Raw genomic sequence first — 15,370 nt, forward strand, 5'->3', positions numbered from 1 at the left:
AAAAGTTTTGGTAAATATATGAAAAAAATAGATTGTTTATCTGCAGAAGAAATAAAAGAAATTGTTATAAACTTTTCTGAGCAGTCTTTTCGCGGTAGACAGATATATAACTGGCTTTATCACAATAATGTTACATCATTTGATATGATGACTAATATTCCTGTGTCTCTGCGGGAAAAATTATCATCAGAATATGAATTTACCTATTTTGTGGAAGTTAAAAGACTTACTTCTAGTGACGGCTCTATTAAATTTCTTTTTAGATTAGAAGATGGTGAAAGTATAGAGTCAGTTTTATTAAGTGATGGCAGCAGAATTTCTGGCTGTATTTCTACTCAGGTAGGCTGCCGTATGGGTTGTAAATTTTGTGCTACAGCTGGTGCTGTTGGGTTTAAACGCAGCTTAACTGTTGGTGAAATATTAGCTCAGGTTGCAGCTTTAAGAAAAAGTGCAGAAGAGCTTTTTGACGAAAGTCTTTTAAATCTAGTATTTATGGGTATGGGTGAACCACTTGATAATATTGATAATTTAAAGAAAGCTCTTACTATATTATTAGATGATGAAGCTTTTGGATTTTCTCACAGGAAAATCACAGTATCTACATCAGGTTTAATTAGCGGTATTAAAAAGTTTTTTCAAATGGAATCCCCTGTTAATCTTGCTGTTTCAATTAATGCTCCAAATGAAAAAATAAGAGCTTCTATTATGCCTGTAACAAATAAAAACCATTTAAATGATTTAATTCAGACACTAAAAAATGTAGATTTAGATAAAAGAAAACGCATTACACTTGAATATGTCTTGCTTGGTGGTGTAAATGATTCATTAGCTCATGCTAAGGAATTTGTGCAGCTTATTAAAGGAATAAAGGCAAAAATTAATCTTATATCATATAATGGCTCACCTTATTCAAAATTTAAAACACCAAGTGAAAACAATGTATTACAGTTTCAAGAATATTTAATAAATAATAACCTTACTGCATTTATCAGAAAAAAATTAGGACAGGATATTGCAGGTGCCTGCGGTCAGCTTGCAGCAGACTATAAAGGTGTATAAAATTTGTAACTAAAAGGAGAATATTATGTTAAAAAAAGGAGATAAAGCACCATCTTTTGAACTTGAAAGTAGCAGCGGGGGTATAGTATCAAATGAAAGTTTAAAAGGCTCTAAATATGTTTTATATTTTTATCCAAAAGATAACACATCAGGCTGCACAAAAGAAGCAGTAGAATTCAGCCAGTTAATAAATGATTTTAAAAATAAAAATATCCAAATCTTTGGTGTAAGCCCAGATAGTATTCAAAAACACCATAAATTTATTAATGACCATGATTTAAAAGTGACTTTATTATCCGACCCAGAAAATACTGTTTCATCAGCATATTTTGCTTATGGTGATAAAACTATGTATGGCAAAGTTTATAAAGGTATAATCCGCTCTACATTTATAATTAATGAAGAAGGCATAATAGAAGAAGCATTTTATAAAGTAAAAGCAAGTGGTCATGCAAAAAAAGTATTAGGATGTGCTTTATAATGAAAGCTGTTGTAGATTTTGAAAATAATTTAAAAAGATTAGAAGATATTGTTACAGCATTAGAAAAAGAAGAACATTCATTAGAAGAAACTGTTAAACTTTTTCAGGAAGGAATGAACCTTTCAAAAGAATGCCGTAAAGCTTTAAAAGAAGTTGAAAACTCTGTAAAAGTAGTTATGGAAGAAGATGATAACGGCAACATAATTACAAGTGATTTGAAAACAAATGAATAATATATTGTCTTTTTTTCAAGAAAGCTCTGAAAGGGTGGAGCATTTTTTAGATAAGAAGTTTGTAAATTCTTCAATTTATACTGTAAAATTAACAGAAGGTATGCGATACAGCTTATTTGCAGGTGGTAAAAGACTGCGTCCAGCATTGGTATATGCTTCTTATGGTATATTTTCAGATGATTATGATTATGTTACACCATTTGCAGCAGCTATTGAGGTGATTCATACTTATTCATTAATTCATGATGATTTGCCAGCTATGGATAATGATGATATGAGACGAGGAAAACCATCTAATCATATTGCCTTTGGTGAAGCAGAAGCAATTTTAGCAGGTGATGCACTTCTTACAAAAGCATTTGAAATTATGTCAGACTATACAGTATCTCCAAATATTCCAGATAATATTCGTGTTAATGCAGTGTATAAACTGGCTCTTGCAGCTGGTGATTTAGGTATGGTTGGCGGTCAATATGCAGATATAGCAGCAGAAGGCAGGAAAGCAACATCTGAACTTGTGGAATTTATACATAAAAATAAAACTGCTGCTTTAATAGAATGTGCTGTATATTTAGGTGGTATAGCAGGCGGAGCAGATGATAAACAAATTGAGCAGCTTATTTCATTTGGCAGATATGCAGGACTTGCTTTTCAAGTAATAGATGATATTTTAGATATTACTTCATCATCAGAAACACTTGGTAAAAATATTCAAAAAGATATAAACAGTCATAAAGCTACATATCCTGCTGTTTATTCTCTTGAAGGTGCAAAAAATAAAGCAGAGCAGTATATAGATAAAGCATGTAAAAGTTTAGAAAGTTTTGGTGATAAAGCTGATACACTGCTTTCTATTGCTGAATTTATTATGGAGCGTAAATCATAGAAAATAGTAATGCAGAGTTTCTGCAATCATTAAATCTGCCTTATGATATTAAACATTTATCTTATAATGATTTAGAAAAAGTTGCAAAAGAAACCAGAGAATTAATTATTGATGTAACATCTAAAAATGGCGGTCATATTGCACCAAGCCTTGGAGTTGTAGAACTTACTATTGCATTACTGCGTGTTTTTGATTTGCCAAAAGATAAAATCATATGGGATGTTAGCCATCAGTCCTATGCTTATAAAATATTAACTGACAGACTTAATTCTTTTCATACACTTAGGCAGTATAAAGGGATAAGCGGTTTTTCAAGACCTGAAGAAAGCATATATGATACATGTATATCAGGTCATGCAAGCACATCTATATCTTCGGCAATAGGTATTACTCTTGCAAACTCAATATTAAATCAAGAAGGGCAGGCAGTAGCTGTTATTGGTGATGGTGCTTTAACTGGTGGCTTAGCTTTAGAAGCTTTAAATAACATTGGAGTATTTAAAAAGAATATTATTATAGTTCTTAATGATAATGAAATGTCTATTAGTGCAAATGTTGGCGGCTTTTCGTCTTATCTTTCTAAATCATTAACAGGTGTTCTGGCAACAAAAATGCGGTATGATTTTAAAAATGCAGCAGAAAAAGCTCCATTTGGTGATGCGGTATTAAAAATATCTAAAAAAATGGAAAATGTTATGATAGGTATGTTATCTCCTGGAGCATTTTTTGAAAATTTAGGTATAAGATATATAGGTCCAATAGATGGGCATAATGTAAAAGATATAGAAAAAGCTCTATCCAATGCAAAATTGCAAAAAAGGCCTGTTTTAGTTCATATTGCAACAAAAAAAGGCAAAGGTTATGTGCCTGCCGAAAAAAGTCCTGATGTTTTCCATGGTGTTTCAGCTTTTGATAAAGAAACTGGTGCTGCAAAGAATAAATGTGATGCTTTATCATGGACAGATGTTTTTGGCAGAAAAATATTATCTATGGCAGAAAAATATAATAATATTGCAGCAATAACAGCAGCAATGGGTGATGGCACTGGGCTTAGAAGCTTTGCAGAAAAATTCCCTGATAGATTTTTTGATGTTGGTATTGCAGAACAGTATGCTGTTACATTTTCAGCAGGACTTGCCATTGCTGGTATGAAACCATATTGTGCCATTTATTCTACTTTTTTACAGCGTGCTTATGACCAGATTATTCATGATATAGCAATAGCAGAACTTCCTGTTACGATATGTGTAGACAGAGGTGGTTTTGTAGGTGCAGATGGTTCAACTCATCATGGTATATATGATATTGCATATTTAAAGACTGTTCCAAATTTAAATATAATGCTGCCAAAAGATAGGCATGAGCTGGAAGCAATGCTTGATTTAAGTTATGAATTAAATAAACCTGTTGCTATACGATATGCAAGGGGCAGTGTATATGATAATCAAGAGCTGATATATAATAAACTGGAGCTTGGAAAGCCAGAAGTTATTTCTGATAAAGGAAAAACAGCAGTTATTTCTGTTGGGCATATATTCAGTGAAGTTTATACTGCATATAAAAAACTGCTTGATGAAAGTCTTGATATTACACTTATTAACCTTAGGTTTATAAAACCACTTAATACAGAATATTTATTAAATATTTTAAAAGATAAATCTTTTGTTGTAATAATAGAAGAAGGTTCACTAATAGGTGGTGCTGGTGAGATGATTGTTTCTTTATTAAATAACAGTGGCATATATATACCATGCAGGACTATTGGCATAAGTGATGAATTTTTTGAACATGGCACAGTTTCTGATTTACGAAAAGATGCAGGTCTTGATTGGAAAAGCCTTTATAATACTATAAAAGACTGCATTCATCAGGCTTAATAATTTTCATATAATATGAAGAAAAAACGGATAGATGAGCTGCTGGTAGAAAAAGGACTTGCAGTAAATATAGATGAAGCAAGAAGGTTTATAATGGCAGGTTTAGCTGTAGCTAATGATAAGCGTATAGATAAAGCTGGTGATTTAGTGCCTTTTGATTCAGTAGTAAGGCTTAAAGACAGGCTGCCTTATGTCAGCCGTGGCGGCTTAAAATTAAAACATGCAGTAGATACATTTAACTTAAATATGCAGAATGCTTTTGTTATGGATATAGGCTCATCAACTGGTGGGTTTACTGATGTGTGTCTGCAGGAAGGTGCAGAATGTGTTGTTGCAGTAGATTCTGGCACTGCTCAGCTGCATAATAAACTTATCCATAATGAAAAAGTTATTTCTTTTGAAAATACTAATTTTAAATATTTTGAATTTGAAAAAGTAAACAGATATTGTGATTTTATAGTTACTGATGTGTCATTTATTTCACTATGCTCTATTATTCCTAATGCAGTTAATTTTTGCAGGCAGGGCACTATATTTATAGCACTTATAAAGCCTCAGTTTGAAGCAGAGCGTTATGAAGTAGAAGAAGGTGGCATAGTTTGTGATAAAAATATCCATAAAAGAGTAATCAAAAAAGTTATAGAGTTTGCAAAAGAATATAATTTTTCCTTTATAGATATAACAAAATCATGTATAACTGGTGCAAAAGGTAATATTGAATATTTGTCTTATTTTGTGTATAAAGGTATATATGAAAATAATGATATAGAAAATATAATTGAAAAGGTTACAGTGTAAGTGAAAGCAGCATTAATTGTAAAACCAAAAGGCGAAGTAAAAAATACAGTAGAAAAAGTTATTCAAATATTAGAAGCAAAGGGTATAACGCCACTGCTTGAAAAAGAAACTGTTGAAAGGCTTGTTATTAATAAAGAAAGCTATTCTATCAGTTATATGCGTTCTCAGGCAGATTTAGTAATAGTTTTAGGTGGAGATGGCACTTTGCTTTATGCTTCAAGAATGTTTAGATTTTTAAGTGTTCCTGTGCTTGGCTTTAATCTTGGCAGGTTAGGGTTTATTATGGAATATAATATTGATAATTTTGAAAAAATTATTAATAGTTTTATAGAAAAGAAATTAATTGTTAAACGCCGTATGAAAGTTGCAGGAATAATATTAGAAAATGGGGAAAATATTTTTGAAGAAGAAGCGTTAAATGAAATCGTTATAAATAAGGGTGCCCCATCAAGAATGATAGAATTAAGTATTTTTATTGATAATAGTTTTGTAACACGCTATCGTTCAGATGGTGCAATAATTTCTACCCCTACAGGCTCTACAGGCTATACAATTTCAGCAGGTGGTCCTATTGTTCACTCTGATTTAGATTCAATAATACTTTCTCCAATATGTCCGCATGCTTTAAATATTCGCCCTATTGTTCTGTCAAAAACAAGTATAATAGATATTCGTATAGAAACAAGTAATGTGGAATGTTATGCAACTTATGATGGACAGATTGTCCGTCCGTTTAACAGCGGAAGTATTCTGCGAGTTTCCCGCTCATCATGTGATTTGCATTTAGCTGTATCGCAGGATAGAAATTATTACAGTATACTACGAGATAAACTTGGCTGGGGAGGCATACCGTGTTAACATATCTAGCCGTAAAAAATATAGCAGTTATAGAAAAAGTTAGTTTAGAGTTTGAAAAAGGATTAAATATTATTACTGGTGAAACTGGTGCTGGTAAATCTGTGCTTGTAGGGGCCTTAAAATATCTAACAGGAGACAGGCTTGGCAGAGTAACGCCTAGAAACCAGCAGGAAAAGTTTTCTGCAGAAAGTATTTTTTGTGATGATTTAAATATTGCACCAGAATTAATAGAGCAGTATGAAATTGAAGATGAGCTTATAATATCAAGAGAAACTGATGAAAATGGTAAAAATAAAGCATTTATTAATGGAAAGGCTGCACCAGTAAACAGGCTTAAAGATATTTCTGAATCTTTAATAGATATTCACGGTCAGCATGAAAACCAGTTTTTATTTAACCCTGCAAAACACTTATCCTTTGTAGATTTTTTTGTGGATAATAATTTAAAAGATGATTTCAGCAGTAAATATAGAGCATATAAAGATAAACTTGATAAACTGGAAGATTTAAAAAAGAATAGAGAAAATATTATAAAGATGCAGGAAATGTATAAAATGCAGTATAATGAAATCCTGTCTTATAATATTGATTTAGAAAAAGATGCAGTAATAGAAGAAAAGATAAAATTTTTATCAAGCATAGAAAAAGTAAGAGAGGCTGTTACTTCATCAATAGATGCTTTAAGCGATGGAGAAATCACAGCATCGGAATTAATTGAAAAATCAATCAGGACTATTAACAGTATAAGTAATATGTCGCAGGATGCTCAAAAGGCAGAAGAATTCCTGCAGGCTGCATTAACAAGTATTAATGAAGCATCATCATTAATTACAAGTCTTTTAAGTGAAGAAGAGCAGGAAACAACACCAGAAGAATTAAATAGTTTAATAGACAGGAAATATAAGCTGCAGGATTTATCAAAAAGATATGGCGGTTCATTGGAAAATGTAATTGAATATAAAAATAAATTAGAAGAAGATTTAGCAGAAATTAATGGAGAAGAAGATATTACTTCTAAACTTGAAAGAGATGTTATGCTTTTAAAAGAAGAAGCGTTAAAAAGCAGTAAAATATTAAATGATGCAAGAAAAAAAGCTGCTGCTGAACTAAGTAAAAAAACAGAAAATATATTACATGAATTAGAATTAAATTCTGCTAAATTTGAAGTTGTATTTAAAGAAAATGGTGATTTAGATTATTCTGGTGGTATTAGTGCAGAATTTTTTATATTAACTAATGCTGGCTTTAAACCTGCACCACTTGCTACAGTTGCTTCAGGTGGTGAAGTATCCCGCGTTATGCTTGCTTTAAAAGAAGTATTTGCAGATTTTGATAATGTAGGCACAATGCTGTTTGATGAAATAGATACTGGTATCAGTGGTAAGGCAGCACAAAGTGTTGCAAAAAAATTAAAACAATTAAGCAAAAAAAAACAGATAATTGTTATTACTCATTTGCCAGTTGTTGCAGCAATGGGTGACAGCCATTTTCATATTTCAAAATCAGAAAAAGATGGAATATCCTCTACAAACATATTAAAACTTGACAAAGCAGCAAAAATAAATATTATAGCAACAATGATTTCTGGTGAAGCAACACCAACAGCAATGCAGCAGGCTGAAGATATGATAAACAGAGGCAGTATTTAGTGGAAGCAATAAAAAGTTTATTTCATGATATATTAGGTATTGGTGCAGTTGTAGTTACTTTTTTAGTGCATACTGTTGGCAGGCTTGGTTATGCAGGTGTAATATTATTAATGGCTCTTGAAAGTTCTTTTGTTCCATTTCCAAGTGAAGTTGTTGTTCCTCCTGCAGGTTATTTAGCATCTCTTGGGCAAATGAATATATTTTTAGTAATATTATCAGGTATAGTGGGTTCAATACTAGGCTCATTATTAAACTACTGGATTGCCTCTCGTTTTGGAAGAGATTTTCTACTTAAATATTCAAAGTATTTTTTCATAAATACAGAAAAATTTGCTAGATTTGAAGTGTTTTTTAATACTCATGGCGAAATAACCACTTTTGTAGGCAGGCTTATTCCTGTTATCAGGCAGTATATATCATTTCCTGCAGGGCTTGTTCGTATGAATTTAAAAAAATTTATATTTTATACAGGTTTAGGTGCAGCTATCTGGTGTACAGTGCTTGCTTATGTTGGATATTTTGTAGGAAATAATATAGATATTATTAAAGAAAATATTGACTATATTATGTATTTTATATTTCCGGCATTAATTTTGCTTGTAATTATTTATATGATAATATATAAATATCATAAAAAAAGAGAAACAATCTCATAGTCAGGTGTATAGATGTATAAATTATTAACTGTATTATTATTTTTATTTTCAGCTTTTTTTGTTTATGCTGAAACTTATGAAGTAAAATCAGGAGATACTCTTTATGGTATTTTATCAGACAGATTTACTCCGCAGGAAATGGCAGAAATAAATGCACAGATAAAAAAAGATTATAAAAGATTTATCCTGAAACCTGGTATGAAATTAACATTAGAACCTAACAAAGTTACTTTGAATGCTGCTCTTGATAAAGAGATTATAATAGAGCATATGCCTGATGGCTCAACAAAAGTAAATATAAAGGAATATCAGTATGATATGATGAATGTTCTTGTAAGGGGAACTATAGAAACAAACTTATTTGATGCAATGTATAAAGCTGGTGAAGATGCAGAGCTTGCTGCAAATCTGGCAAGTATTTTTGAATGGGAAATAGATTTTTTTAAAGATTTACGACCAGGAGATAAATTTATTGTATTAGTTGAGAAAAAATTTATCAAAAATAAATATGCAGGTTATGGTAAAATTGTTGCTGCTGATTTTTATAATCAAGGCAAATTAAAAAGAGCAGTGTATTATAATGATGGCAATAAAAATAAAGGTTACTATAATGAAAAAGGGGAGGGACTGGAGCGTGGTTTTCTTCGTGTTCCATTAAATTATTCCCGTATTTCTTCAAGATATACTACATCAAGACTGCATCCAGTGTTAGGATATCACAGACCTCATTATGGTGTTGATTATGCTGCACCAACAGGGACACCAGTAAAAGCAACAGCAAGTGGTATTGTAAAAATCAAATCCCGTTCAAAAGGCAATGGTAATTATATTGCACTTCGCCATCCAAATGGTTATGAAACATTTTATCTTCATTTAAATGGTTTTAATAGAGCTATAAAACAGGGAAGTCATGTGGAGCAGGGTCAGATTATTGGTTATGTTGGTTCAACAGGTTATTCAACTGGTCCACACCTTGATTATCGCATAAGAAAAAATGGCACATGGTTAAATCCGTTAAAATTTGTAGCAACACCTAAAACATTAAAAAAAGATGATGTTTCTGCATTTTTAGAATTTGCTGCATCATATTTTGATAAACTTGATATGTCTCATATTATGTATGCACAAAACAGCCCGCTTTATACAGTGCCGCCTGTAAGCTCAATGGCTGTAATGCAGTTTTAAGTTTAGATTATGATTAAAATATAATTAAATACAAGCCCATATTAATGGGCTTTTATAATATTTAAAATTATTTATATGTAATTATTAGGTTTATTATAGAAACAGTTAATAACTACTAATTTAAATATATTATCCAATAATGTAATATATAATTTATATTTTTTGCCTGTAAAATCAGGCTAAAAATAAGTGTAATACAAAATTTTTGAATAAGTCCAATTACACTTTATCTTGATACCATTCTGGTGTTATACCTAACTTTCTTATTTTATAATGTATTACTCTTGGGGATAAGTCTAAATCTCTTGCAGCTGCAGACATATTTCCATGGTTTCTTTTTAATGATTCTACAATTAGTTCTCTTTCATAAGAATCTACAAGAGTATTGAATGATACTGCACCATCAGGAAGAAGCGAAGAATTAGATGTTTTACCAGTCTGCAAAGAAGCTGGCAGGTTATATCCATGTATACAGTCATCTGTTGCTGTAATAACTGCTCTTTCAATACAGTTTTCAAGCTCTCTTACATTGCCTGGCCAGTGATAACTCATAAGCATATTGATAGCTGGAGTAGAAAGCCTTTTAATATTTTTTTTATATTTTATATTATGTTTTTCAATAAAATGTTCTGCTAAAAGAATAATATCACTTCTTCTAGAATTTAAATCAGGCATAGTAATAGGGAAAATATTAAGCCTGTAATATAAATCTTCTCTAAACTGTCCATTTGCAATCATTTCTTCAAGATTTCTACTTGTAGCAGCAATTAACCGCACATCAGATTTTAATGTTTGGCTGCTGCCTAGCCTTGTAAATGTTCTTTCTTGGATAAATCTTAGTAATTTCACTTGTGAAGCAAGGGATAAATCACCAACTTCATCAAGAAACAATGTTCCAGTGTTTGCTTTGTCTACATGTCCTATTCGCCTTGCAACTGCACCAGTAAATGCACCTTTTTCATGTCCAAATAGCTCACTTTCTACAAGATTTTCAGGAATAGCGGCACAGTTTAAAGTGATAAATGGTTTATTATTTCTATCACTTAATGAAACTATTGCCCTTGCAACCATTTCTTTACCCGTGCCAGAAGCTCCGCGAAGAAGCACTGTTGCATCACTTGCTGCTACCTGCTTAATTAATGCGTATATATCCCGCATGCTTTTGCAGTTGCCTATTAATGCAGGTGGATTGCTGTCATCAAGCATATCTCTTAACTGTTTGTTTTCGTGTATCAGCTGTTCTTTTTCATTATGCTCTGCAATAACAGCCATTAGTGCTTCACCAACAATATTTCCAACAATTTCTAAAAATTTTAAATCTTTTTGCAAGTCGGCATTTTCATCCATTACTCTATCAACACTTAAAGTGCCTATAACTCTTTCCATATTAATTATAGGCACACATATAAATGCAATTTTCTCATCTTTATCTCTTGCACCAAGCCTGTTTAAAAATCTTGGGTCTTGAACAATATCTTCAATTAAATGTGGTCTGCCGCATTCTGCTACATGTCCAGTTATCCCTTCACCTATATTATATGAAATATGTTTTTTTTCTGCATCCTGCAAATCATGAGTTGCTTCAATATATAATTTATTATGTTTTACAATGGTTAATGTGCCGCGTATCATATTAAGGCGTGAACTTAATATTTCTAATATTTGGTGTAAAAGTTCACTAATATTTTTTTTATGAACAATAGCATAGCTTATTTCCTGTAATACTGTAATTTTTGAATTTAATGAATGTTCTTCTTGTTGAATAGATTTTCTGCCTGCCATTTATAATCCTTATTGATTTGAATAATAGGTTATAATTAAATTTTACAAAATTGTAAAGAGAAAATATAAAATAGAATATTGAAAGTATCTTAACTAACAGGACAAATGTTACACTTTTAGTAAAAAATAAATCTTAACTTAATATAAATCAAGCAATAATTTATTTTCAATAACAATCTCATATGGAGATTTAAAATTTAAGCATGTTTTAGCAGTATTATTATATCTATCTTCATGCTGTTTAAGAGCCTTAATTAATTCATCTTTGGAATAGAATTTATTATTTGCATATAAAATTTTTCCATCCTCTCTATGACTTCTTTCCACCTTTCCATTCTGCCAAGGTGAATAAGGTCTTATTCGTTTAATAGTATATCCTTTCTTTTCAGCTGTCTCTTCAAAATAGCTTTTCTTGTTTGTAACTTCCTTATCATTTACAAACTCATAGCCATTATCCACTTGAATTGTTTTTAGTGGAAAGCCAAATTTACTTTCCAGTTCGTCTAAAAACTTACCTGTTTCAAATGTGCTTTTTTCTTCTACTATTTCTAATACTCTCATTCTGCTGTATTCATCTATCGCTGTTATCTGATAATATTTTTTACCATAGCTGGAAAACATTATACATTCCTGTGGAACATATTTTATATCTATCTGAACCTTGTCGCCTATATACTGACCTGTTATTGGTTCATATCTTGTATAGCTCTTTTTTGACTTGTTTAATGACTTTAAGCCTTTCTTCCTTATCTGCATACACATACTGCCAAAACTACGATTATAACCAATTTCTAGAAGTCTGACATATACCTCCGCATTACCATACAAACCATGCTCGGCATATGTGTTAAATATTAAATCAAGCTCTTCTTTACTATGCTTATTTGGACTGGTTCTTGGTCTACGACTTTTAAAAGATAAACTCTGAACTGTTCCATCATATTTCTTTAAATGCCTGTATACAAACATACGGTTCACTTGATATTTGCGGGCTGCTTTCGTTGCTCCTTTTTTTAATGCATACTCACATAACCGTTGACGAAATCGCATTTCTTCTGTTATTATCACTTTATTCATTGTGATACCTCTTAGTTTAGTTTAGTTTTTTGCTTAATTTTATACTATATACTAAGAGGTATTTTTTTATACTTATTTTTGTAACATATGTCTCATAATCTTACAAAATATAAAATAGAATATTGAAAGTAGAAAAACAGAATTGTAATCCCCACCCATGAAATCTTTAAGGGTGGGGTGAAGGAATAAACTAATTAGAAGCTGCCTTGTATATTTTCTGCATTGCTTCCTTAGTTTTTTCTTGGCTGTTGAATGCTGTTAATCTAAAATAACCTTCGCCGCACGGTCCAAAGCCTGACCCTGGAGTGCCGACTATCTGATATTTTTCAAGTAAAATGTCAAGGAAATCAAATGATTTAATTCCATCAGGTATTTTCCACCATATATATGGAGCATTAACACCGCCATAGGCTTCAAATCCAGCTTGTTTTAATCCACATAAGATTATGGCAGCATTATTCATATAGTATTTAATGACTTCTTTTGTTTCTTTCATACCTTGTTCAGAATAAACTGCTTCGGCTGCTCTTTGAGTAATATATGATACACCGTTAAATTTAGTTGTTTGTCTTCTATTCCATAGTTTATTAAGTGCCACTTTATTACCCATATCATCAAAAGCATATAATTCTTTTGGCACAACAGTAAAAGCACATCTTATGCCTGTAAATCCTGCTGTTTTTGAAAATGATTTAAATTCTACTGCCACTTTTTTTGCATCAGGTATTTCATATATGGAGCCGCATACATCTTCTTCCTGAATATATGCACTATATGCACTGTCATATAAAATAATAGATTTATTTTCAAGTGCATATTCTACCCATGATTTAAGCTCTGCTTTTGTTAATGCTGCACCTGTTGGGTTATTAGGCGAGCAGATATAGATTAAATCCGCATGTTTTGCTGGAAATGATGGCTTAAAGTTATTTTCTTTTGTAGATGACATATAAATAATTTTTTCAAAATATCCTTTATCATTTAATCTGCCGCTTCTGCCAGCCATAATATTACTGTCAAGATATACAGGATAAACTGGGTCAGTAATTGCAACAGTTGAGTTAATATCAAATATTTCCTGAATATTAGCTATATCACATTTTGAGCCATCGCTTATAAATATTTCATCTGGGGCTATATCAATATTTCTTGATTTATATTCTCCATTAATTACTGCATTAACTAAAAAATCATATCCCTGTTCAGGTCCATATCCCCTGAAAGTAGAGCTTTCAGCCATTTCTTTTGCTGCTTTTTCCATCGCTGTTACTATTGAATTAGTAAGGGGGTGTGTAACATCTCCAATACCCATTTTAATAATATCTGCTTTTGGATTAGCTTTCTGATATGCTTTTATTTTCTTTGCTATTTCTGCAAAAAGATAGCTGTTAGGAAGCAGTAAATAATTAGAGTTAATTTTTGCCATTTTTAAACTCCTTTTAAATAATCATCAACATCTTTTGCCGTTTCTTTAGCATTTGCCATAGCTCTTACAACAAGTGACTGACCAGTTTTCATATCTCCACATGTGAAAATACCTTGTGACGGATTACCTTCAACTCTGCCTCTTTTATCAGCTTCTAAATATAAATCTTTAATAAATGAGTTATTATCAACACCTAAAAAGCCCATAGCAATAAAAACATAATCTGCTTTGATATTTGTAAGAGTGCCTTCCACTTCTTTAAAAGATAAAGGTTTGCCATCTGGAGAAAAATCCCATGCAGCATCAACTAGATCAATGCTTGTAACAGCTCCATTTGTGCCATGAAATTCTTTTACAACTTTTGCCCAGAGCCTTGTGCCGCCTTCTTTATGGCTTGATGATGTTTTAAGCTCATACGGCCAGTCTGGCCAAGGAGTTGAAGCAGAGCGTTCTTTTGGCGGTTCTGGCATAATTTCAATTTGAGTAATATTTGCTGCTTTTTGTCTAATAGATGTTCCTAAACAGTCACTTCCTGTATCGCCACCACCAATAATTACAACATCTTTTCCTTTTACATTAATAGGCAGTTTATTTATTTCTTTACCTATAAACATATTCTGTCCAGATAAGAAGTCTAATGCAAAATAAATATTTTTTAATTTTCTGCCTTTAATTTGTAAATCTCTAGGCTCAGGTGTTCCTATTGCAAGAACTGTTGCATCATATTTTTTATTTAAATATTCAGCAGCAATATCTTTGCCTATTTCTGTATTGAATTGGAAATCTATTCCTGATGCTTTTAAAATATCAATGCGTCTTTCAATAATATTTTTTTCAAGTTTAAAATCAGGTATTCCATATCTTAAAAGTCCGCCTGCATATTTCCTTTTTTCATATACAGTAACATTATGTCCTTTTTTATAAAGTTCAAAAGCCATATAAAGACCTGAAGGTCCTGCACCTACTACTGCAACATTTTTACCGCTTTTATTTTCAGGTATAATCTGCTTTACATATCCATTTTCAAAAGCATTTTCAATAACTGATTTTTCAAGCTGTCTAATCATTACTGGTATATTTTCAATATTTTTAGTGCAGGCATTTTCACAAATGGCAGGGCATACTCTGCTTGTAAATTCTGGCATATTGCTAGTTTTGCTTAATATTTCATAAGCTCTTTTCCAGTTTAGAGTTCTTACTGCTTCATTCATTTCTGGTATCACATTGCCTAATGGGCAGCCAAGACCATGGCAGAATGGTATACCGCAGTCCATACATCTTGAAGCCTGCATAGTTAATTCTTCTGCATTAAATTTTCTTTCTACTTCATTATAGTCTTCTACACGAGTAGCTTCTGGTCTGTATATATTTTCTATTCTTGGTATAGTTTTCATAATCTTTTA

At 31.6% G+C, this 15,370-nt stretch carries 14 protein-coding genes; 10 read left to right on the forward strand and 4 right to left on the reverse strand.

Annotation, left to right across the window (positions count from 1 at the left end; all coding sequences use genetic code 11):
• Positions 1 to 18: 18 nt before the first annotated feature.
• From rlmN to N508_RS00610, 10 genes are read left to right on the forward strand one after another with little or no spacing between them, the layout of a single operon-like run.
• Positions 19 to 1,059, forward strand: coding sequence for a dual-specificity RNA methyltransferase RlmN (gene rlmN / locus N508_RS00565; RefSeq protein ID WP_023276693.1), 1,041 nt, complete (start codon positions 19 to 21; stop codon positions 1,057 to 1,059).
• A gap of 25 nt (positions 1,060 to 1,084) precedes the next feature.
• On the forward strand, positions 1,085 to 1,540 hold the full coding sequence (locus tag N508_RS00570; protein WP_023276692.1) for a peroxiredoxin: 456 nt from the start codon (positions 1,085 to 1,087) through the stop codon (positions 1,538 to 1,540).
• The gene (xseB, locus tag N508_RS00575; protein WP_023276691.1) at positions 1,540 to 1,773 is read left to right on the forward strand and encodes an exodeoxyribonuclease VII small subunit; all 234 of its coding nucleotides are present in this window, start codon (positions 1,540 to 1,542) and stop codon (positions 1,771 to 1,773) included. Before N508_RS00570 ends, xseB begins: the two co-directional genes overlap by 1 nt.
• Positions 1,766 to 2,659, forward strand: a complete 894-nt coding sequence (locus N508_RS00580) for a polyprenyl synthetase family protein (RefSeq protein WP_023276690.1) — start codon at positions 1,766 to 1,768, stop codon at positions 2,657 to 2,659. The genes xseB and N508_RS00580 overlap by 8 nt, the downstream gene beginning before the upstream one ends.
• Positions 2,656 to 4,536, forward strand: coding sequence for a 1-deoxy-D-xylulose-5-phosphate synthase (gene dxs / locus N508_RS00585; RefSeq protein WP_040637328.1), 1,881 nt, complete (start codon positions 2,656 to 2,658; stop codon positions 4,534 to 4,536). The genes N508_RS00580 and dxs overlap by 4 nt, the downstream gene beginning before the upstream one ends.
• A 15-nt stretch (positions 4,537 to 4,551) precedes the next feature.
• Positions 4,552 to 5,334 (forward strand): TlyA family RNA methyltransferase, encoded by a 783-nt coding sequence (locus N508_RS00590; protein WP_023276688.1) that lies wholly within the window; start codon positions 4,552 to 4,554, stop codon positions 5,332 to 5,334.
• Positions 5,335 to 6,192: an NAD(+)/NADH kinase gene (locus N508_RS00595; RefSeq protein WP_023276687.1), complete on the forward strand. Its 858-nt coding sequence runs from the start codon at positions 5,335 to 5,337 to the stop codon at positions 6,190 to 6,192.
• On the forward strand, positions 6,186 to 7,841 hold the full coding sequence (gene recN / locus N508_RS00600) for a DNA repair protein RecN (protein WP_023276686.1): 1,656 nt from the start codon (positions 6,186 to 6,188) through the stop codon (positions 7,839 to 7,841). The genes N508_RS00595 and recN overlap by 7 nt, the downstream gene beginning before the upstream one ends.
• Positions 7,841 to 8,497, forward strand: a complete 657-nt coding sequence (locus tag N508_RS00605) for a DedA family protein (protein WP_023276685.1) — start codon at positions 7,841 to 7,843, stop codon at positions 8,495 to 8,497. Before recN ends, N508_RS00605 begins: the two co-directional genes overlap by 1 nt.
• Positions 8,498 to 8,509: 12 nt before the next feature.
• Entirely contained in the window at positions 8,510 to 9,682 is a 1,173-nt protein-coding gene (locus N508_RS00610; protein ID WP_023276684.1) for a M23 family metallopeptidase, read from the forward strand.
• A gap of 219 nt (positions 9,683 to 9,901) precedes the next feature.
• Here N508_RS00610 and N508_RS00615 read toward each other — a convergent pair whose 3' ends face one another.
• From N508_RS00615 to N508_RS00630, 4 genes are all read right to left on the reverse strand, one after another.
• The gene (locus tag N508_RS00615; protein WP_023276683.1) at positions 9,902 to 11,464 is read right to left on the reverse strand and encodes a sigma-54 interaction domain-containing protein; all 1,563 of its coding nucleotides are present in this window, start codon (positions 11,462 to 11,464) and stop codon (positions 9,902 to 9,904) included.
• A gap of 138 nt (positions 11,465 to 11,602) precedes the next feature.
• Positions 11,603 to 12,541 (reverse strand): DDE-type integrase/transposase/recombinase, encoded by a 939-nt coding sequence (locus N508_RS00620; protein WP_023275060.1) that lies wholly within the window; start codon positions 12,539 to 12,541, stop codon positions 11,603 to 11,605.
• Positions 12,542 to 12,731: 190 nt separating this feature from the next.
• Positions 12,732 to 13,967 carry an LL-diaminopimelate aminotransferase gene (locus N508_RS00625; RefSeq protein ID WP_023276146.1) on the reverse strand — a complete coding sequence of 412 codons (1,236 nt, stop codon included), beginning with the start codon at positions 13,965 to 13,967 and terminating at the stop codon, positions 12,732 to 12,734.
• 2 nt (positions 13,968 to 13,969) lie between these two features.
• Positions 13,970 to 15,361, reverse strand: coding sequence for a glutamate synthase subunit beta (locus N508_RS00630; protein ID WP_023276147.1), 1,392 nt, complete (start codon positions 15,359 to 15,361; stop codon positions 13,970 to 13,972).
• Positions 15,362 to 15,370: the final 9 nt, after the last annotated feature.

Source organism: Mucispirillum schaedleri ASF457 (genome assembly GCF_000487995.2).
In the GTDB taxonomy this organism is placed as follows: Bacteria; Chrysiogenota; Deferribacteres; order Deferribacterales; family Mucispirillaceae; genus Mucispirillum; species Mucispirillum schaedleri.